Genomic DNA, 20,550 nt, shown 5'->3' with positions numbered 1-20,550 from the left:
ACAAAAGAGCCGTTATTTATGATTATAAATGAAATTGTGGCAAATAAGCCTTATTTTCCGACAATACGTCGTCCAAAATCCGCTTCGAAATATCAATGTCTCCTACGAGCGGATGGATTGCCAATGCCTGTAATGCCAGGCCATAGTCACCCTTTACAGCCGCTTCTACGGTCAATTCCTCGTAAGCTTTGACAATTTGCAACAATCCGCGGATGCGGGCATCTATCGGTGTCGTAATGTGAACCGGAACCGCGCCTTCCGCGCCGATCACACACTTTGCCTCAATGCTGACATCGTCAGGCAAGCACGAGATTGTGCCGTTATTTTGCACATTAACTACTTGCAAATCTCGTTTATTATTATAAATGGAGTCGATTAAATTAAGAGCCGCTTCCGAATAATACGCTCCTCCCCTTTTTTCAAGCTCCGGCGGTTTAACCGCCAATTCGGGATTCTTGTACATTTCAAACAGCTTTGCTTCAATTTGCCTGACCACTTCCGCCCGCGTCCCTACTGTTTTGGCAGATTCGATCTCCTCGGCAAGCATCTTGTCTGGCATGTAATAATAACGATGATACGCGCAAGGAAGCGCTCCAAGCGACCGCAAAAATTCCGGGCTCCAGCCGAAATCCGGCACATTTTTCATACTAAATCCTGTATTCTCCGCCTTTTGCAAGATGAACGAAGTAATATCTTCGCCTTTTACCATGATTTTTGTCGTCCAATTCAAATGGTTGATTCCGACCATTTCCAGTTCGACATCGTCGCGATTAACTCCGGCGGACTTTGCGATTTGCATCTGCGTGCCAATCGGAAGGTTACAAAGTCCGATCGATTTTACTTTTGAATACTTTAATACCGCCTCCGTAACGAGTCCGGCCGGATTTGTAAAATTAAACATGAAGGCGTTGGGCGACAGCTCCTGAATATCTTTGCAAATTTCGAGAATGACCGGTATCGTGCGCAGAGCATTCGCGAATCCACCCGCACCGGTCGTTTCTTGCCCGATTCGATTATACCTTAACGGAATTTTCTCGTCGCGCACGCGCGCCTCCAACAATCCTACGCGCAACTGGGTTATCACAAAATCAGCGTCTTTTATCGCTTCGCGGCGTTCTAACGTTAAATGGATACGAATCGGCACTCCCGCCTTTTCAACCATGCGTTTGGCCAAAGCTCCGACAATTTCCAATTTGTTGCGCCCTTCTTCAATATCGACCAAATATAAATCTTTTACCGGCAAATGGGGATATCGTTTGATGAACCCTTCGATAAGTTCCGGTGTATAGGAAGAACCGCCGCCGATTACGGCAATTTTCAATTGTTTCTCAACCACTCGTTATACCTCCCGCAATATATTTATTATGATGTATAAAAAATTAATTGGATTTGTTGTAACAAATTATAAAACCAATACATATTAAAAGTCAACCTATCGCCATAAGCTCATGGTAAAAAGAAAACGTTTATTCTTTCACTCCTCCTGCAGACAATCCGCTTACTATATAGCGATACAAGAAAAGTGAGATCACAACCGGGGGAAGTGAAGCGATTAAGCCTCCCGCGGTCATCAACCCCCAGTCGATGCTGTGTTTGCCGATGAATTCACGAATTGCGATTGGCAGGGTTTTGGAATCATAAGTTTGCGTAAACGCGCTGGCAAACATAAACTCGTCCCATGCGTTTAAAAAGGTAAAAATGGCTGTGGCCGCAATTCCAGGCAAAGACAATGGAATGACGATTCTGATCATCGAGCCAATCCGGCTGCATCCATCGACAAATGAAGCCTCCTCCATTTCGCGGGATATCGTCCGGAAATATCCGGTCATTAACCAAATGGAAAACGGCAGGGAGAACGTACTGTAAGCGATCACAAGCGACCAGATTGAATCCAATAGCGGCGGGGTGTGAATCAATTCGATTGACGTAAACGGAATATTGACCGTCACGCCATTGCGCATCATGATATACATTGGCACGATAATGCTAATGGACGGCAAAAGCTGTATCGATAAAATCCCGAACATCGTCGACATTCGTAATGGAAACTTGATTTTGGCTAATGCGTAGGCAGCGAAGACACCGATAATTAATGTGAAAAAAGTTGTCAGAGATGCGGTGAGCACGCTGTTTTTCATGGCGTTTATAAAATCGGAGCTGGTCGAACCGGTAAACAATTTTTTGTAATTTTCCAAAGTCGGATGATGCGGAAACAAGTGCCCGCTGATCAGTTCTTGCGTTTCACTGAAGGAAGATGTCAACAAATAAAGAAACGGCAACAAAGTAAACAAGGCTAATAACAGCAGTCCGATCCACAAGTACAAAGGCGGAAAAAGTTCATGGCTCGCCGCTTTAAATAGGCGCACCCGCCACGATTTTTTTCTGAAAGTATCGTCTGTATGATCTGTTATGCTTTTTTTGATTTGCTTTAACACGGTTCTGCTTCACCCCCTATTGCAGATCCTGATTCTTTTTCAATTGACGAATGTAGATGATGATCATCGCCAGTATAAACAGTGTTGTTATCCAGGCCATGGCCGATGCTTTGCCCAAATAAAAGTACCGAAAAGCATAATTAAAGGTCAAATAAGTGGAGGATGCCGTCGGATCGCCCGTGAATACCGTCAGGATATCGTACACTCTGAATGTTCCAATGATACGCAGAACCAAAGCAATGATAATCGCGGGCCAAAGTTGCGGAATCGTAACGTGCCGGATTTTTTCCCAGAAGCCCGCACCATCAATTACTGCCGCTTCATATAAATGGGGTGGCAAAGACTGCAGACCGGCTAATAACAAAAGCGTCATAAACGGTGTCATCTTCCAAATATCGGCTATGGAAGCGAACGTAACAACCCGAAATGAACTGGAAAGCCATATCGGGGTTTGATCCGGACCAAGTATATGAAAAAAATGCAGTACCTGGTTCAATGCCCCATATCCGGGTTGGTAAATCCAATTCCACAACAAACCGTTAACCAACGTCAACATTGCCCACGGTACAATAATCATCGCCCGAAAGAAAATTCGACCGCGGAAAGCCTGATTCAGCAAAATCGCGCTAAAAAAACCGATAACAAGTTCCACCGTCACTGTAAACACGGTAAAATATACAGTATTGTACATTGAGACCCAAAAATCCCTTAGACGGAATACCGCCTCATAGTTCTGCAAACCAATAAAGCGGATCTCTGAGCCATCCATCAAATTGTATTTGAAAAAACTCCATACCAACGATTGGTAAATCGGAAAAATAAAAGCACGGACTAAAACATAAATGGTGGGCAGCAGGAGTATAATTGCCAGAATAAGTTCTTTGCGGTCTCGGTTTGTTAAATAACTTAATTTTTTTCTTTTTAAACCTGTTCCCCTCATTTTTCATCCTCCAGGTTTAGATGCTTTGAGAGGTTGCGGCGAAAAAAGAGGAGCCAGATCAACTAACTCCTCTTTTATTCCCGAACCATAACATAAACGGACCAAATTCAGCCGAAATGTTATTGTTTTGCCGCGATGGCAGCTTCAATTTTCTGTTGCGCATTATCCAGTGCTTCCTGGGGCGTAACATGGCCTGTAAGAGCGGAGAATACCTGGGCCGAAAGAATGTCTGCCCATTCCACATAACCTGGCGCGTTCGGTCGATTTACCCCAAACGAAAATTGTTCCTGGATTTTATCGATCGTATTTGTCGAATCCGCTTCCTTCATAGCCGGATCTGAGTATAAGGATTTAAGCGCAGGATATGTGCCCCGTTCGGCGAAGTTTTCCAATTGGAAATGCTTTTCCCCTATCCATTTCACAAAGGCCAGCGCAGCCTGCTTTTTCTGGCTTGCTTGCATAATAGCCACACCTTCAGAACCGGTGACAGAAGCGGATTTCACATTGCCTTCACCCGGGAGCAAACCTACATCCGTTTGATTTACAACTTTCGATTTCGACGGATCGTTCAATTCCGGATATTGCCCTTCCCAATTGGACATCATGGCAATCTTTCCGGCCTCAAACGCTTTGGTGACATCATCTTCAGCCCACTGCAAACTGGCAGGGTTTACGGTTTTGTCCGTATTCAAAATATCGACCATAAACTGCAACGCCTTGACGGCTTCCGGGGAGTTGGCTTTGATTTTTCCGTCTTGCCCGAAAAAGTCGCCGCCGAAAGCGTAAACCATCGCGACATAATCGCAATTCAAACTTTCCGCTTGCTTCCAAGACCATCCCGATGCATAAACGCCGTTCTTCGTCAACTTTTTGGACATTTCCCGAAATTCACTCCAAGTTTTCGGCGGTGCATCATACCCGGCTTTTTTCAACAAATCCATGTTCCAATAAAAATGTTTGGTGCTTGAGTAATATGGTATTGCCGCCAAGTGGCCATTATATTCCACTGAGCTTAAGGATGATTGTGTAAAGGTGTCCTTAACATTCTGCGGCACAATATCCGTCAGATCGACAACAAGATTTCCTTTAAGGAACTGCCCTGCCCAAATTGTATCCATCTCGATGACGTCAATGTCCGAGGAATTTGATAATGCGGCGGTTGTAATTTTGTTATAAAGCGAATTGTAATCCACCGCAAGCATTTTAACCTTTATGCCAGTTTCGTCTGTGAATTGTTTTACGATCGGCTCCAATGTTCCATCCGTGTCCACAAGCAGTACAGTGATTTCCTGCCCCTTCAACGACGGATCGTCCGTTTTGTCCCAACTCAATATATTTTCCGCAGAGGCATCGGAATTATTACCGCTTTCATTGTTATTGGCGCCTACATCCACACTTTGTGAAGCGTTTTCATTTTGTTGCGACTTTGGAACCGCGCTGCAACCGGCAATGAGCAAAACAATCAAAACACTGACAAAAAGTCCCCTCAAACCCCTCACGAGCATAAGGAAAAACCCCCCTTAATGAAAATAATGAATGATTGTAACATTACAAATTAATTATAATATTTGTTATTACGAATTGTCAACGAAAATACAAATTTTTTTGCGCGCTTCGTTTTGAAACTTGGTTTTGTGTCTGCCATACGCATTGTGATCGTGTGTTTTATTAAAGCTTGGGCCGTTCTCCGGATTGAATCGCAAACAATCATTTATTCGAATATGCATCGTTTGCACATTCATATTTGTCACTAAAAATGATCGCGATAGGATTCAGATGTTCGCCAATTTTCATATTGATAATGACAAATTCTTTTCATTTTGCGGGATTTGCGATATGATTAAGAAAATTTCTTAAGGCAACACTAACTCGGATATGAATCATGGAGGAAATCAGCTCATGAGCAAGATGGGGCAACCGCTTTACGGAAGTGTAAAAGACAAAATTCTTGAAATGATCGAAACGGGAAAATATCAGCCTGGCGATCAACTTCCGACGGAATTTGAACTTTGTAAAATGTTCAACGTTAGCCGAACGACGGTTCGACTGGCATTGAATCAATTGAAATTGGAAGGGCATGTAAATCAAGTGCAAGGAAGGGGGACTTTTGTCTCCAAATCAAAAATCCAGCACCGGCTTACAAGCTATATCAGTTTTATTGATTTTATGAATAGCCTTGGCCTGGCTAATGAAACGAAAATTATAGAATTTTCCGTTATACCGGCCAGTGCGAATATTGCCAAACATCTTCGTATTGCCGAAAAAGACCCTGTTTTCCACATTATCCGCTCTCGTTACGTGGAGAATTTGCCATTCCAATATTCCCAAACCTATATTTCTTGGAAAATGGCGCCGGGATTAACAAAGGAGGATTGTGAGGGCTCTTTGTACTGGATGTTTGAGAATAAATTCAATCATAAACTGGAGAAATGTGTAGAACAAATCGAACCGGTTCTGATCGACCAATTAACGAGCGAAGTCCTTGGCATCCCTGTGGGATCGTTGGCAATGCTTTTGAAGTCTACAACATACAATGTCAATGACGAACCGTTGGAATATTCGCGCGAAGTTTACCGTGGGGATCGCTCGAGTTTCATTCTGGAAAGAAAATTAAATGTGCCCCGCTCTTCAACATCAAACGATTTTATCCGTTAAATGATTCTTTTTTTGGGAGCGAATCGGATGTCAATCGTTTCATTGACAGGAGGACGAATCCTGAAAAACAAAACAGGACCAGGACAAAATAAAGATGCGTAGTGCTTGACAAGTCAATGATAATCCCGCCGATTGCCGCTCCTATAATTCCACCCAATCCGTAGGTTAATGAGGCAAAGATTGTTTGAAACGACGCTTTGTTATCCGATCCTGAAAAATCATCAACCATCTCCACCGAATTGCTGGCATAGAAGGCAAAGGAAACTCCGTCCAGCAACTGAGCGGCTATTATGAGATAAACGTTGTGGCACAAGAAAAAGACAAGATATTTGACAGCATAAAGAATCGCTGCGGCGCGAAGCATAATAGATCCTCCGAAACGCCTATTAAGCCGATCCGAAAGCCAGAACATCGGAACTTCAATAAATGCCGCCACGGAAAAAGCCGCGCCGATCCAACCTTTATCAAAGCCCATTTCGGAAAAATGAATAGGCAGGTAGGAAGAATTGATGGATGCGGACATCATGATCAAAAAACAGGCGAAGCTGAACATCAAAAACTTTTTATGAAAAAATACAATTTTGCTCTGATTGAAAAAAGTAGTGCGCATGCGGGATGAAGATTGCTTCGGTATAAACCAAAGGATAAAAAACACAATAAAACTTAACGCGAAGTAAACAAAAAAACTTCGATTGTAACCGATTTTCTTATAAACCAAGCCGCTTACAAGAGTGCAAATTGCATAGCTGAGAGCCCCCCAAAGGCGAATTCTTCCGAATGTTACGCCTTTTTGGGAACAAGTCTCAATCGTCAGCGCATCGCTTAGCGGGCTGGTGGAAGATTGGAACCAGGAAAACAACACTGCTACGACGAGTAAATCCGTAAATCGACCCGAAAAATAAAATCCGTATGCCACGATGGGTGAAATAAATGTAGCGATAATCAACACCATACGCCGATCCCGCAGACGATCGCTGATCAACCCCATAATCGGTTGCGAAAAGACGCTGACAAACGCCCATACGGAAAGGATGACTCCGATTTGCGCGAGACGGATGCCTTTTTCGTCTAATATAAGACTTATATAGGGGTAATACGATGCCAACGCCAAATAATAAAAGAAATAATAAAGACAAAATATTTTCACCCGGATTAATTTCCTTTCATTTCAGGTATTGTGGGGCAATCTTTTTGCCGAATGGACGTTAGCCACGTGAAGTTTCCCCGCTAAAAATGGTCCGCATGCCAAAAGACATGGGGGCAATCCGGAAACAATACGCGAATATATTCGTAACCGGCTCGAGTGGGCTTACCAAATGCGCCACAACCTGTCAGAAGGATGCGCAACCACTCTTCCTCTGTTAAATCGATGGCCAAGTTATAAGCAATAGGCTCCCGAACGGGCTGCACCTCAACGGCTTCATGTGAAATCTTGAGCAAAGAAAGCTGATTTCCTACGCCAAGCAGCAGTGCGACGGAAAGGTCCGCTTCGGATGACAGCCTGCTTTTGCAAATCCTTTTGGACAATTCGGGAGCCAATTTACGCAAAGTTTCGTTTAAATCAAACATTCTCCACATGTATCCATTGTCGGTTTTCGGTTGGCCGCCGATTTTACGAAAAAAAACAGCCATAACGTGATCGGAAGGTAATTCTGCCCGCACCGACTCCACCTGCTGTTCCTTCGCCAATATAAAACTAAGCAGGTTCAATGCTTCCTGTTCATTTTCCTCCCTGTAACAACAATCCCGAATTCGCAACTCGTTGCCGTTAAGCACATACCGCATATAAGCCAAAATTCGTCCTTGCTCTTCCATCACCAAAAAATGGCCCGGATTCGCGGTTTCCCATTTCATCTGCCCAATCCAATACGCTTTGGATCGTTTCATCGGAGCGATCCAGCGGGAATTGATTTCGTCATAAATCTGACTAACCTGGCCCAGATCTTTCTCGTCAAATGTTCTGATCAGATGCAATGTGGAATGGGCCGATTTCCGAATGACCGCAGCGTCTACCGTCCATTCCTGCCTGGGAATGGTTTGCCAGCCAATTCGCGAATAAAAAGAATTGATCCCGGTCAGCAACAAAGAGAGGTCGAATTCATTTTTTCTCATGTATTCGCATTGCATGCGCAAGATCCGCTTAGCCAGACCTAACCCCCGATATTCCGGCAAGGTCGCCACGTTACCGATTCCGCCCACCTTCAAAAAAACGGATCCCCAATACATCCGATACGGAAATATTTGAACAGCCGATACAATTTGGCCGTTTATTAATGCCAGCCAGGTCGTGTCAAGAGTATAATCGGGATCAAAATCCAACCGCTTTTGAAAAAACGATCTTTCTTCCGGAAAAACAGTTCCCCAGATGTCAAAGGCACACTCCAATTCATCACGATGAATCGCGGGGCGAATCTCTATCGAATCCATTAAACTCCCCCTTAAAAAGCTCTCTAAACGAAAAAAATGCCAACATCTTAAATGAAGTGACAAATTAAATTTGTAATTACCTTTACAAATAGATTATATTTTGATTATAACAAATATGCAACTGGCAAACATCATTCTATGTCCGCTTTTATTTGCAATGTGCCCGGAAAATAAATATGCGGCGGGTGAACGGGAAACACCGCCGCAATTCCGATATTCTCCGGGTTGCCGATCTTAGGCAGATTCGAAAAAATTAATATAAATGGCCCAACAAATCCGGGTTCCCGCGGTTCACAATGCGGAACAGCGCCTCGACAAAATAATAATCCCCGTACATGGTGCTTTCCTGCACGCCGGAATTTCTGGGTTTGTCCACAGTAGCCTTTTCAATAATCCCGTATTGCTCCATCGCCGCGTACAAACACCGGTCGGCCAATGACCGGACGATCTCTTCGCCGCGCATCATCCAGATTTCGGCTTCCGTTTGTTTGCCCGCTTTTGCCAGCTGTTCGCCAAGCAACAGCATGCCGGATGCGGCAATGGAGGCGGCGGAGGCGTCAATCGGCTGATCCGGTTGATCCTGAAATACGAAATCCCATCGCGGAAGACGGGTGTCGGTATCAAGATGCTCCCAGAAATATTCGGCCAAACGAACGGATGTATCCAAATAACGCCGTTCATTCGTGTAGCGGTACAGGTTGGCAAAGCCGTACAAGGCCCATGCCTGTCCGCGCGACCAGCATGTATCCGCCGCAAACCCTTGATGCGTCGTGCGCTCGACAACGGCAAACGAGGTCGTATCCCATTTCACCATATGGTAAATGGAAGCGTCCTGGCGAACATGCTCCTGCATAATCCTGTCGGCCACCCGACAGGCTATCCGCCTGTATTCATCATTATGCAACTGCTCGGCAGCCCAGACCAGCAGCGGCACATTCATGATCGTATCGACAATCGCATTGCCTTCATATCCCGGTTCATCCCAGGCCAAAATCAAACCGACCTTTGGTTCATATAAATCCGTCATGTTGCGGGCGCCGCTCAAGGCCATTTCTTTTAATTTAATATCTCCGATCAGCCTGTAGCCCATTACACAACTGGGACCGAATAAAAAACCCATATCATGGGTTTTATTATCGCTTGTCCGCTGCTGCAACCGTTTTGCCCAAGTTAACGCGCGGTCCCGCACGACCTCCGGTTGTTCGCCATAAAATGAGGAAATCCACATCAGCCCGATCCAAAATCCGCCTGTCCAATGCCCGTTCTCGTTGGTCAGCCATTCGCCGTTTTTGGTAATGTGGGGAAACTGCGTCAAATGGTCGGACATCCATCGCACTTTCGCCAACGCTTGTTGCAACGCTGCAGTAACTTCCATTACCCTCTTCCTTTCGACTTGTTGAATATGGGCGTTCTTTTTTCGAAAAAGGCGCTGATTCCTTCCGCGCAATCGTCCGTCCGGAAGACGGCATCGCTTAATTCGAGCGAAAGCGCGACCGCGTCCGCGCGGGACATTCCGAGCGATTTTTTGACGCCGGATTTGATCATGGCGATTGCCGTAGCCGATTTTGCCGCAATCTTTTCGGCAAGGGCAACGGCTGCCTGCAGCGTTTCCCCTTCCGGCGCGATCCGGTTGATCAATCCGATCTTCAGCGCTTCCTGCGCGTCGATCGGCTCGCCCAAATACAGCAGCTCTTTGGCGCGGGAAGGTCCGATTAGCTCCGATAGGCGAAACAGCCCGCCGCTGCCGGGGAATACCCCCAGATTAATCTCCGGCAGCCCGATGCGGCCCGTTGCGGACATCACGCGCAAATCGCAGGCCAGGGCAATTTCGCAGCCGCCGCCCAGCACGACACCTTCCATGGCGGCGATTACCGGTTTGGACAGCCGCTCAATGCGGCTCCATGCCTCATTTTCCTTCGCCAGCTTTTTTTCCACGACCTGATCGCGTACCGCGGTAAATTCCTTGATGTCCGCCCCGGCGCAAAACGCTTTGCTGCCGCTGCCCCGAATCACGACCGCCCTGGCTTCCGGATCATCTTCCAGACGATCCATCATCGCGATCATTTGCGCCGTCATATCCAGCGTAATTAAATTTAGCGGCGGATTGTTCAATGTCAAAACGACTACTCCATTGCCGTATCTCTCATATGTGACGAGTGGTGTTGCCGCTCCCATGTTCGGTTCTCTCCTTCTCCTGTCGTTTTTCGTCTCAGGCGGTGCGTTGCGCCTCCTCGAGGGACCCCCCCGCACAGAACCGCAACGTCGCCCGCACCGGCTAAAATGATCACTTTACGCCTCGACTACACGCTTACTGTATCGGTTACACGCATTCGCAACCCGTTCGGGTCAACCTGACGCGCATCGGCTCGGGGCGGAAAATGCGCGGATTCATGGTGCGCAACTCAGGCGATACCGCCACCGGAAAATCAAGCAAGCCCAGTATCTGACTTTCCACATCGATACCGGGCGCGGCTTCCGTCAAGACAAGTCCGTCTTCGCTCAACTCGAACACCGCGCGCTCCGTCACATACATGACGCGTTGTTTCTTGCCAAGCGCTTCTTTGGCGTTCAGCGTAATCCCCTCGATTTCCCGATTGAACTTCCTGAACTTGCCTTCTTGCACAATGATAAGCTTGCCGTCCCGGATTTCCGTCTTCAGCCCTCCGACTGTAAACGTCCCGGCTAACACAATTTTGGGCGTCGCGTAGATAATATCGTTGAAACCGCCGGTTCCGGCGATAATATGTTTGAATTTATGGTTGTTCACATTCCCGAAACGGTCCACCTCGCCCATCCCCAGACAGGTCATGTCCAACAGACCGCCGTCGTACAAATCAAATACCTGCGTGCTGTCCAAAATCAAGTCCGGATTCATCGACACTCCGAAAACCCCGGTCCAACCCGGCACCCCGCCAATCGGCCCGTGCTCAATCGTAAAGCGGATATCATCCAGCAAATTCTCCTCGTGCGCCACTGCAGGCAAACCCGCCGGAATCCCGAAACCCAAATTCACAAAATCTCCCTGGCGAAATTCGAACAACGCCCGACGCATGATCACTTTCCGGTGATCCAGCGGGATCGGCCTTCTTGTTTCAATCGGCTGGCGGAATTCTCCCATCACCGAGCCCGGATGGCTCTGCACAATGGCTTCGTCGCGTTCGTCCAGCACCAGATAGTCCACCAGCTTGCTGGGCACCGTGACCATTTTCGGGTGGATAGACCCGCGCGCGATCTTCCTCCTCACCTGCGCAATCACGATGCCGCCATTATTTCGCGCCGCCATGGCGATCGCCAAAATTCCTTGCGACGTCGGCTCTTTTTCCAGGGAAAGATTCCCCAGTTCATCCGCGGAAGTGGCCCGAATAATCGCCACATTCACCTTCAACCGGGGGTAAAACAACCATTCCCCGCCATTCAGTTTCACCACTTCACACAATTCCTCTTGTGTCCGTTCATTCAATTTCCCGCCGCCATACCGCGGGTCGGCAAACGTATTTAGCCCCACTCCGGTCACCAAACCGGGTTTGCCCGCGCCGGTATCGCGCAACAAATTGTACAAGCTGCCCATCGGAATATTGTAGGCTTCCACCTGATTCGCCACAATCAGCTCGTTCATTTTGCGATTGGGCATCATGCTGGCGTAGGAACCGCCAATCAGGCGTTTGACCAGCCCTTCATGCGCCAGATGATCGATGCCTTTTCCTTCCTCGCTGCCGATAAACACCGGAAAACTGACGGTTAAATCCCGCGGCGTTCCGGACGTTATATAGGATTGTTCCAATTCATGCAAAATGGTTTCCGGCTCCAACAAATTGATATTGCCAATCAAACAGACATGATCTCCCGTCCTGATTTTCGCGATAGCTTCCGCTCCGCTAATCCATTGCGGCATGACTTCTCCACTTCCTTGTATTTGTTTAAATATTCTGATGCGTCATTATTTTAAACCTGTACGGCTGATGCTGTCGAGTATGCGGCGGCGCAGGAAAATAAAGACGAGCAATATCGGCGTAATCGATATTAGCGATCCGGCCGATACGACGCTGATGTCGATGCCAAACGACGACTGGAACATCGCCAGGCCCAGCTCCATCGTATACAATTCTTTCACATTGACGACCAACAGCGGCCAGACAAAGGAATTCCACGCTTCAATGAAGGCGAAAATGCCTAGCGCGCTCATCGGCGGCGCGCACAAAGGCATGACGACCTGAAACAGCGTGCGCCATTCCGACGCCCCTTCGACCCGGGCCGATTCAATAATTTCATCCGGGATTTGCTGCATAATGTTTTGCCGCATAAAGAAGATCCCGAAGCTCATAATGAAATACGGCATCACCAGCCCCAAAAAGGTATTGACCAGATCGAGCGCGCGCATTTGCAAATATAGCGGTATCATGTAAATCTCGAACGGCACGATCGCCGTCGCCAAGATGAGCGCAAACAGCGCATCCCTGCCGAAAAAACGAAACTTGGCGAAAATATAGCCGGCAACCGTCGAGGTCAGCACGATACACGAGGCGGAAATCGCCGCCATCAGCAAACTGTTGAGAAAATACAGCTCAAACGGCGCCGCTTTGAACACCCCGACAAAGTTGTCCCAAGCCAACGTGTTCGGCAAAAATTTTGGCGGCCATATATTCAGCTCTGCCGGCGTCTTGAAAGCTGTGGATAACATCCACAAAAACGGAATCAGCATGAAAAAGGCGCCGACGGCCAAACATACGGACTTCACGACCGCTCCCGCATTCATCGTTCGTTTCATTTTCTCGCCCCCTTGCGCGCCGTCTTTTCCCGCGTGATTCCCAGCTGGATCAGGGTCAACACAAACACGATCAAAAAGAGGATAACGGCCTCGGCGGACGCATAGCCCATTTTGAAGAAACGGAAGCCGTTTTCGATCATGTCGTACACCAGCACGCGCACAACATAACCGGGCGCGCCCTGCACGTCGGACGCCAAAATGTAAACCTGGCTGAACACGTTGTAACCATGTATGAGCGTGATAATCGACACAAACACGGTAATCGGCTTCAAAAGCGGCAGCGTGATATGCCAAAACGCCTTGACTCCGGTTGCGCCGTCGATCGACGCCGCTTCATAATACTCTTTGGAAATCCCCCGCAGCCCGACCATAAAGATCAGCATGTTGTAGCCAACCGTTTTCCAAACGGTCAACATGATGACGGACACGACGGCGAGATGCGGGTCAAGCAGCCATGCTTTCGGCGCGATGCCGAAAAAAGACAGAAAGTAGTTTAGCAATCCGTAATTGGCGTCCAGAATCCATTTCCAGATCACCGTAACCGGCACCATCGGCGTGATGACCGGGAGAAAATAAAACGCTTCGTACCAGGATTGAAACTTGATTTTGTCCTTCAACGCATTCGCGACCAACAACGCCAGCGGCACACTGGTTAGCAAAATACTAAACGCGATAATGGTCGTGTTTTCGATCGCCATTTTAAACATATTGTTGTGAAACAGGGTAGTATAATTGGCGAACCCGATGAACGGTTTATTGAGCGAGACCATGTCCCAATTGAACAGGCTCATATAGAATGTTTTGCCGATCGGAATAAACCGCAAATACGTATAGAGCAGCATAATCGGGGCAAGCGCGATCATGACAAACCAGTGCGTCGATTTCAGCCGCTTTTTTCGTTTTGTGGCAGTAGCCAAGATGTCTCATCTCCTTGAAAAAGGATGGAAAAGGCAGGACGAAAACTTCCGCCCGGATTGCTGATTTGCTGTGTTTAGCGGCAAGTTTTCGCCCTGACAGTGGATTATGCGCCCAATATTTTCGGCATTATTCGGCCAGATGGCCGTTTTGCTTCAAAATGTCGTTCGTCTCTTTCGCCGCATCCTGCAAAAATTGCATCATTTTATCGGGATTATCGACAAACGAAGCGTCCACATAGCCTTTTGTCGCCAACCGATCGGCAAACTTCGTCGCAATTTCGTCAAATTCGGGCAATAGCGGATAAACCTCAAGATGATCGTAATTGGCAAAGAAACTCTCGAATTGCGGCGTCTTTGCGAATATATCGTCAAGCTTCAGATCGGTCCGGGCGGGGTGCCAGCCGCTCATCTCCAGCTGTTGAATATGATTTTCCGGTTGCATCAAAAATCTGATGAAATCCCATGCGGCCGCTTGTTTGTCGCCTTTTGCCGCATTCGTCACATAAAAGTCTTTTTCCACCAGCAGATTGGCGGACGGCATCGGAGCGGTGGCATATTGCAGATCCGGTGATTTCTTTTGTATGTCGCCGATCACCCATGTTTCGCGCACAAACATCGCCGTATCCTGCAATTCAAACGCTTCCGCGTCATGCTTGAGCGCAGGATCGTCAACGTGCGTCTTGTGAACCATATCCACATACATTTGCAACGTTTTCAGGCCGCCTTCATTCGCGTAGTTCGCCCGATATTTCCCCGGAGACACTTCTTTCAAAATGCTTGCGCCATTTTGCATGGCGAAAATCCAGAACTTTTCCGCGACGCCGCTGCCGCCGCCGCTCAAACGCAAGCTTAGGCCGGATCGGATCACTTTGCCCGAAGCATCGCGTTTTGTCAGCATTTCCGCATCTTTGATCAGTTCATCCATCGTTTTGGGCGGCTCTTTAATTCCGGCTTCTTCGAACATTTTCGTGTTGTAGAAAATGGCGCTGTTCGCCAGCATGTGCGGTATGCCGTAGACATTATTGTTATAGGAGGCGTCATCTACCAACACTTTAGGAAAAATGCCGCTTTTGACCATAGTGGCCAAATCTTCCGGCGCCTTTTGGATCATATCCGTTTGAATATACCGCAAAGCTATGCTGGGGTTTATGGTGATGATTTCCGCCGCGCTGTTTGACGGAACGGAGGTCGCCACTTTTTTCTCAAAATCTCGCAACGGGAACGAAGAAATATGGATGGTTACATTGGGATGCTGCGTATGATAAGCGTCTGCCATTTTGTTGAACCATGGGTCCAGTTCGGGATAGCCCGACCAAAGATTGATTTCCACCGGCTTGTCCGACACTTTTGCCGCATTGTCGCCTCCGGCCTCGCTTTGTTCGGTATTCTTTCCACTGCTTGAACAAGCTGTTACCAACACAACCATTGCAGAAAGCAAAATTACGAGTAAGCGCTTGCAATTCATGCAAAATACCCCCACATAAGATATTTTTTAATGCCAGCCGCCAGACAAAACATGCCCAACTTTTCCGCATCACCCCCTTTAATTAATTATATACCCACATGATGATGTACCGATGTAATTACAATAGAACCTAAAAAAAAGTTATGCGTCCGCCGCGTTCAATTCCATGACAAAATCGTATCTGTCCCCGCGCAAAATGCACACAAAGTATTCGACGGCCGTACCGTCATCGGCATAAGAAGTGCGATTGACCTGAAACACGCTTGTATGCGGAGTAATGTGCAGCAATTCCCTTTCTTTCGCATCCGGTTGTCTGGTGCTGATTGTCTGAACCGCCCTGACGATGCGATGCTGGTATGTTGTTTCGATGTATTGAAAAAGCGATTTGGACAAATCTTCGTTCTTGAAACGTTGAAATATCTTTCTCGGCAAATAAACGTTCTGGATCACCAACGGTTCGCCATTATTGCCATGCAGACGAAGCAAGCGGTAAACCTTCTCGTTCGCCGGCAGCCCCAATTCCAACGAAGCCGACGTTTTCGCGACCAATTCTACGGAAAGCACCTGCGTTGTCGGCGACAAGCCGGACGATAACATATCAACGGAAAAGAAACCTTCCAGGCGCATCAGTTTTTGGCGGACCTTGGTCGCGGCGACCAGCGGCCTCCCGCGCGGATGATCGCGATAAATAAGACCGTCGGCGAACATTTCGCGGATAGCTTGGCGAACAGTGGTTCTGCTGACATTGTACATGTCGCATAGTTCAAGTTCGCTCGGAAACGCATCTCCGGGCTTCATTTTTTCTTCCTGTATCAACCTTTCCAGCTCGCTCCGTAGTTGGTGGTATAGCGGGACAGGACTTGTCTTGTTTATTTTCATTAAGGTAGCCATATTTTATCACCAGTCATTTTTGTTCGTAAAGCGCTTTCAACTGGCGCCTTCACCACAATTTAGCAACTGCACTGTCATCTTGCGTTAGGGTAATCATCCAACTACAGCGCAATCGTCTGACGACCGCGCCATCATCGCGCGATGGCGCCATCTCGCGCGCCTGTGCCATAATCTTGCGGCAGTGCTATCTCGCGCGCCTGTGCCATAATCTTGCGGCAGTGCCATCTCGCGCGCCTGTGCCATAATCTTGCGGCAGTGCCATCTCGTGCGCATGCGCCACAATCTTGCGACAGCAACCTCATCACGCGCCTGCGCCTCTCATGTTTCTAGCGCGTCAGTACTCTCATGTTCCTATGTAATTACATTATTACTTTGCGGCGAGAATGTCAATAGATATTTTGCCTATCCTATCTGAACTTCGTTTAACTGATGGTGCGGACAGCGCAGGGGGTTAGCTTGCCCCGGAATTTCCCCTTTCAGAGTTGTCACCATCGAGGAAGGTTCGGGCAATCAGCAGGCCCTTTGCATACGGCTGGCCGGCAACCGCACGTTGCCCAAGTTGGTTGCGATAATGGCACATTGCCTATGCCGGCTGCCATTATCGGCTCAATGCGGTGTTTCCCTACCAGCAGCACAACCAGCACATTGCCCATGCCGGCTGCGCTAACGGACGTATTTGCGGCTATTTTGCGGAAAAACGCCATGTGGAAATTTTAACGGACGCAGGTGACGTTATTTGGCCGAATTCCGGAGCCAAAGCTATGAAAATAGGCAAATAAGCGCTGTGGCGCCCGTTAAAATTTTAAAAGCGAAAAAAACCGCCTGTTAACGTCGCTGGCGTCCGTTAGAGCATGACCCTGTAGCGTGTAGAGGTATAGGTGACCAAACAGGCGAGATTGTCACGCCCAATGCCGAGGCGTATACGACAAAATTTACAACCGGCAGCGGCAGCCTGCTGTTTGCGTAACATCTTTGGTTGATATTAACCAAACGATCAGGAAAGGGTGGGCTGATCGTGTCGGGATTGGCGGGCTGACGTGCCGGGCCTAACGAGCGAAGTGCTAAAAGTCAGCCATGATGGCATAGACGATGCCCGGGCCGTGCACGCCGATCGTCAGATCGTTCTCGATGTCTGCAGAGCGGCTCGGACCCGACACGAAATGCACGCCGGCCGGAAATTGCGCTGAGGAGATTTCCTGCAAATCCCGCATCACTTCGCCCAGCCTTGTGCGCAGCCGCGAAATCGGCACAATGACGACGAGCAGTGGAGGCAGCAGGCTGACCGACCGGCCTTTGTCGCTCGATGAACCGAGCACGACAGTGCCGGTATGCGCAACAGCGTAATCGGCGATGACAACGCCCGCGTCGGCCTGCGCCGCAAACTCGGCGAGCGAGCCGCGTTCGGCAACGCTCCAGGTTTTCCAGCGGGCTTCCGGCATGCCGGCATCCAGCAACAATTCCGCAAGTTTCGGCTGGTTTTGCCGGATCACCGACGTAATGTGATGAGTCTGCAATATCTCAATCACGGTTTGCCGCAATTCGTTGTCCCCGCTTGTCCGAATGGCTTTTCCTCCCGCACTTTCCCAATGGTCGATAAAGGTTCGGATGCACTCATCGACCGGCAGTTGATACTCCTTCCAGAATTCAGGCGCGCCGCGAAACGGATGCTTCGGCGCGGATTTCGGCTGCGGCCTGCGCAAACGGCGCGAAATATTTTCCAGGAACGATCGCTCGCCCTCGCCCGCCTCATCGTAAACGGCTGCCGGAATCTCATGCCCGGTTTGTTCGACCATGCCCATTACCTCCTGTTTCCCGATTGTGCTTGGCCCGCATCAGCCTTTCCAGCATTTCCGGCGACGTCTCGGGAAGTTGCTCCTCCAGTTCCCGATGCAAACTTGCCCAGTCGTCCCGAAAACTGTTCTTTGGCAGCGTCGGGGCGTAGCGGCTTGCCGTCCATTTTTTCAAAGGTCCGATCTTTGCTTTGATCACGCCGCCCCGCGCGATAAAGCGCTGGCCGAATCTCCCGAATTTGAGCGCCGTTTGATACCGTTTTGCGTCCGCCATGACATAGCTGAAGCCTTTAAATGCGCTTTTTTCAGCCGGCTGCGCATGTCCGGCCTCCACTTTTCGCCTGCGCAAATGCAGAAACATATTGTGCAGCGGAATTCGCTCCGGGCACGCTTCCGTACATGCGCCGCACAACGTGCACAAATTCATTGAGTCGTCCCAGGTGGACACATCGCCATTCAATGCCGATTTCAAAATCGCCCCAATCGGCCCCGAGTACGTGCTGCCGTAAGTATGGCCGCCGACCTGATGATAAACCGGGCATACATTCAGGCAAGCGCCGCAGCGGATGCAATTCAGCACATCCTGAAACTCCGCGTCGCCAAGCTGCAGAGAACGGCCGTTGTCCAGCACGATGATATGCATGTTCTCCGGTCCGTCGCCGTCGTCTTGCCTGCGCGGTCCGGTAATCACCGACATGTACACGGTCAAACGCTGTCCCGTGGCCGACCGGGGCAAAAGCGTCGCCATTACTTCCAGGTCATCGAGGCTCGGAATAAGCCGCTCCATGCCCATAAGCGTGATTTGCGTTTTCGGCACGGTGCTGACCATGCGCGCATTGCCTTCATTTTCAAAAATGACGATCGAACCGGTTTCGGCGACGGCAAAATTGCAGCCGGTAATGCCGACATCCGCGGCAAGAAAATATTCCCGCAGTTTTTTTCGCACGTATCCGGCCAACACCTTTGTTTCGGGAGGCAGATTTTCTCCGGCATCGCGGGATAACACTTCGGCTACCTGGCGCCGGTTTTTGTGAATGGCCGGAATGATGATGTGCGACGGCGCTTCTTCAGCCAATTGGATAATGTATTCGCCGAGATCCGTTTCCACGGATTTGATGTTCGCTTTTGCAAACGCCTGATTCAGATGGATTTCTTCCGTCACCATCGATTTGGATTTCACGGCCAGACCGGCCTGTTTTTCTTTGGCGATGGCAATGGCAATAGCCGCGGCTTCGGCGGCATCCCGGGCAAAATGCACATGGGCGCCATGCAGCCGCGCGTTTTTTGCAAATTGCGCCAAATAGTAATCCAGATTGGCAATCGTATGCGCGCGGATCAGCTCGCCCCGTTCGCGCCAATCCTCCCAATTCCCTTGTTCCTCCGTGGCTTTTTTCTTGCCGTCCCTGAGTTTATCCGTCGTAAACCGCACCGCCTGGCGCAAAAAGTCGTCATTAAGCGCCAGTTTGGCCCGGGTTTTGACCGTCCCGTCAGATGCGCCCACCTGCAACCATCCCCTCATACAAAAGTTCGGCCAGATGCATGACGCGAATCTTTTCTCCCCGGTACTGCATGTTTCCGGAAATATGCATCAGGCAGCTCAAATCCATGCCTGTCAAAACTTCCGCTTCCGTTTCCAGCACATGGTCGGCTTTCTCCCGCACCATCGCCGCGGAAATATCGCTCATTTTCACGGCAAAAGTGCCGCCAAAACCGCAGCAATCCTGCGCATAGGGAATCGGCACAAGTTCCAGCCCACGAATGTTTTGCAGCAGCGCAAGCGGTTCGTCCTTGATTCCCAAAAGCCGCGTGCCGTGGCAGGAAGGATGATACGCAACCTTATGCGGAAACACCGCTCCCACGTCTTGCACACCCAGCACCGAGACGAGAAATTGCGAGAATTCATAAGTTTTCTCCGCCATTTGGTTGGCCTTTTCCGCATATTCGGGATCGTTTTTGAACAATTCGGGATAATAGTGTTGAATCATACAGGTGCACGAGCCGGAAGGGGAAACGACAAAGTCGCTGTCGGCAAACGCTTCCAGGAGCGTTTTTGCGGAGCTTCTCGCTTCCTTCCAGTACCCGCTGTTGAATGCGGGCTGGCCGCAACAAGTTTGCTGCCCGGGAAAATCCAGCTTCACTCCCAGTTTGGCGAATATCCGCACCATTGCCGCGCCAACCCGCGGATACAGCGCATCGCTCAAACAGGTGATAAACAAGGAAACTTTCATCTTTATCGCCTCCATTTCAATCCGCGCGGCAAGCGCG

General features: G+C 49.0%; 17 protein-coding genes. 1 reads left to right on the top strand and 16 read right to left on the bottom strand.

The window, feature by feature from the left end:
• Positions 1-22: 22 nt before the first annotated feature.
• From VF260_03770 to VF260_03755, 4 genes are all read right to left on the bottom strand, one after another.
• On the bottom strand, positions 23-1,336 hold the full coding sequence (locus VF260_03770) for a 6-phospho-beta-glucosidase (GenBank protein ID HEX7056305.1): 1,314 nt from the start codon (positions 1,334-1,336) through the stop codon (positions 23-25).
• Between the two features lie 130 nt (positions 1,337-1,466).
• Positions 1,467-2,435, bottom strand: coding sequence for a carbohydrate ABC transporter permease (locus VF260_03765; GenBank protein HEX7056304.1), 969 nt, complete (start codon positions 2,433-2,435; stop codon positions 1,467-1,469).
• A gap of 16 nt (positions 2,436-2,451) precedes the next feature.
• Positions 2,452-3,375 carry a sugar ABC transporter permease gene (locus VF260_03760; protein HEX7056303.1) on the bottom strand — a complete coding sequence of 308 codons (924 nt, stop codon included), beginning with the start codon at positions 3,373-3,375 and terminating at the stop codon, positions 2,452-2,454.
• Between the two features lie 119 nt (positions 3,376-3,494).
• Entirely contained in the window at positions 3,495-4,706 is a 1,212-nt protein-coding gene (locus tag VF260_03755; protein HEX7056302.1) for an extracellular solute-binding protein, read from the bottom strand.
• A 568-nt stretch (positions 4,707-5,274) separates the two neighbouring features.
• Here VF260_03755 and VF260_03750 point away from each other — a divergent pair.
• Positions 5,275-6,030, top strand: a complete 756-nt coding sequence (locus VF260_03750; protein ID HEX7056301.1) for a GntR family transcriptional regulator — start codon at positions 5,275-5,277, stop codon at positions 6,028-6,030.
• Here VF260_03750 and VF260_03745 read toward each other — a convergent pair.
• From VF260_03745 to VF260_03690, 12 genes are all read right to left on the bottom strand, one after another.
• Positions 6,020-7,177 carry an MFS transporter gene (locus tag VF260_03745; GenBank protein ID HEX7056300.1) on the bottom strand — a complete coding sequence of 386 codons (1,158 nt, stop codon included), beginning with the start codon at positions 7,175-7,177 and terminating at the stop codon, positions 6,020-6,022. The genes VF260_03750 and VF260_03745 overlap by 11 nt on opposite strands.
• Positions 7,178-7,257: 80 nt before the next feature.
• Positions 7,258-8,457, bottom strand: a complete 1,200-nt coding sequence (locus tag VF260_03740) for a GNAT family N-acetyltransferase (GenBank protein HEX7056299.1) — start codon at positions 8,455-8,457, stop codon at positions 7,258-7,260.
• Between the two features lie 253 nt (positions 8,458-8,710).
• Positions 8,711-9,832: a glycoside hydrolase family 88 protein gene (locus VF260_03735; GenBank protein ID HEX7056298.1), complete on the bottom strand. Its 1,122-nt coding sequence runs from the start codon at positions 9,830-9,832 to the stop codon at positions 8,711-8,713.
• Positions 9,832-10,632 carry an enoyl-CoA hydratase-related protein gene (locus VF260_03730; GenBank protein ID HEX7056297.1) on the bottom strand — a complete coding sequence of 267 codons (801 nt, stop codon included), beginning with the start codon at positions 10,630-10,632 and terminating at the stop codon, positions 9,832-9,834. The genes VF260_03735 and VF260_03730 overlap by 1 nt, the downstream gene beginning before the upstream one ends.
• 145 nt (positions 10,633-10,777) lie before the next feature.
• On the bottom strand, positions 10,778-12,349 hold the full coding sequence (locus tag VF260_03725) for a CoA-transferase (GenBank protein ID HEX7056296.1): 1,572 nt from the start codon (positions 12,347-12,349) through the stop codon (positions 10,778-10,780).
• Positions 12,350-12,394: 45 nt separating this feature from the next.
• Positions 12,395-13,222 carry a carbohydrate ABC transporter permease gene (locus VF260_03720; protein HEX7056295.1) on the bottom strand — a complete coding sequence of 276 codons (828 nt, stop codon included), beginning with the start codon at positions 13,220-13,222 and terminating at the stop codon, positions 12,395-12,397.
• Complete coding sequence (locus VF260_03715; protein ID HEX7056294.1) at positions 13,219-14,139, bottom strand: sugar ABC transporter permease; 921 nt, start codon at positions 14,137-14,139, stop codon at positions 13,219-13,221. Before VF260_03715 ends, VF260_03720 begins: the two co-directional genes overlap by 4 nt.
• Before the next feature lie 127 nt (positions 14,140-14,266).
• Positions 14,267-15,604, bottom strand: a complete 1,338-nt coding sequence (locus tag VF260_03710; GenBank protein HEX7056293.1) for an extracellular solute-binding protein — start codon at positions 15,602-15,604, stop codon at positions 14,267-14,269.
• A gap of 141 nt (positions 15,605-15,745) precedes the next feature.
• On the bottom strand, positions 15,746-16,483 hold the full coding sequence (locus VF260_03705; protein HEX7056292.1) for a GntR family transcriptional regulator: 738 nt from the start codon (positions 16,481-16,483) through the stop codon (positions 15,746-15,748).
• A gap of 1,073 nt (positions 16,484-17,556) precedes the next feature.
• Complete coding sequence (locus VF260_03700) at positions 17,557-18,288, bottom strand: LUD domain-containing protein (GenBank protein ID HEX7056291.1); 732 nt, start codon at positions 18,286-18,288, stop codon at positions 17,557-17,559.
• On the bottom strand, positions 18,266-19,786 hold the full coding sequence (locus VF260_03695) for a LutB/LldF family L-lactate oxidation iron-sulfur protein (protein ID HEX7056290.1): 1,521 nt from the start codon (positions 19,784-19,786) through the stop codon (positions 18,266-18,268). Before VF260_03695 ends, VF260_03700 begins: the two co-directional genes overlap by 23 nt.
• Positions 19,773-20,513, bottom strand: coding sequence for a (Fe-S)-binding protein (locus tag VF260_03690; protein HEX7056289.1), 741 nt, complete (start codon positions 20,511-20,513; stop codon positions 19,773-19,775). The genes VF260_03695 and VF260_03690 overlap by 14 nt, the downstream gene beginning before the upstream one ends.
• Positions 20,514-20,550: the final 37 nt, after the last annotated feature.

This window comes from Bacilli bacterium (assembly GCA_036381315.1).
Taxonomy (GTDB): Bacteria; Bacillota; Bacilli; order Paenibacillales; family KCTC-25726; genus DASVDB01.
This window is presented reverse-complemented; position numbering and strand designations above follow the sequence as displayed.

Coding starts and splice junctions, on each gene's coding strand:
- VF260_03750 (HEX7056301.1), top strand. CDS start 5,275: ATGAGCAAGATGGGGCAACCGCTTTACGGAAGTGTAAAAGACAAAATT.
- VF260_03700 (HEX7056291.1), bottom strand. CDS start 18,288: ATGGTCGAACAAACCGGGCATGAGATTCCGGCAGCCGTTTACGATGAG.
- VF260_03760 (HEX7056303.1), bottom strand. CDS start 3,375: ATGAGGGGAACAGGTTTAAAAAGAAAAAAATTAAGTTATTTAACAAAC.
- VF260_03690 (HEX7056289.1), bottom strand. CDS start 20,513: ATGAAAGTTTCCTTGTTTATCACCTGTTTGAGCGATGCGCTGTATCCG.
- VF260_03725 (HEX7056296.1), bottom strand. CDS start 12,349: ATGCCGCAATGGATTAGCGGAGCGGAAGCTATCGCGAAAATCAGGACG.
- VF260_03705 (HEX7056292.1), bottom strand. CDS start 16,483: ATGAAAATAAACAAGACAAGTCCTGTCCCGCTATACCACCAACTACGG.
- VF260_03735 (HEX7056298.1), bottom strand. CDS start 9,832: ATGGAAGTTACTGCAGCGTTGCAACAAGCGTTGGCGAAAGTGCGATGG.
- VF260_03710 (HEX7056293.1), bottom strand. CDS start 15,604: ATGAATTGCAAGCGCTTACTCGTAATTTTGCTTTCTGCAATGGTTGTG.
- VF260_03740 (HEX7056299.1), bottom strand. CDS start 8,457: ATGGATTCGATAGAGATTCGCCCCGCGATTCATCGTGATGAATTGGAG.
- VF260_03720 (HEX7056295.1), bottom strand. CDS start 13,222: ATGAAACGAACGATGAATGCGGGAGCGGTCGTGAAGTCCGTATGTTTG.
- VF260_03730 (HEX7056297.1), bottom strand. CDS start 10,632: ATGGGAGCGGCAACACCACTCGTCACATATGAGAGATACGGCAATGGA.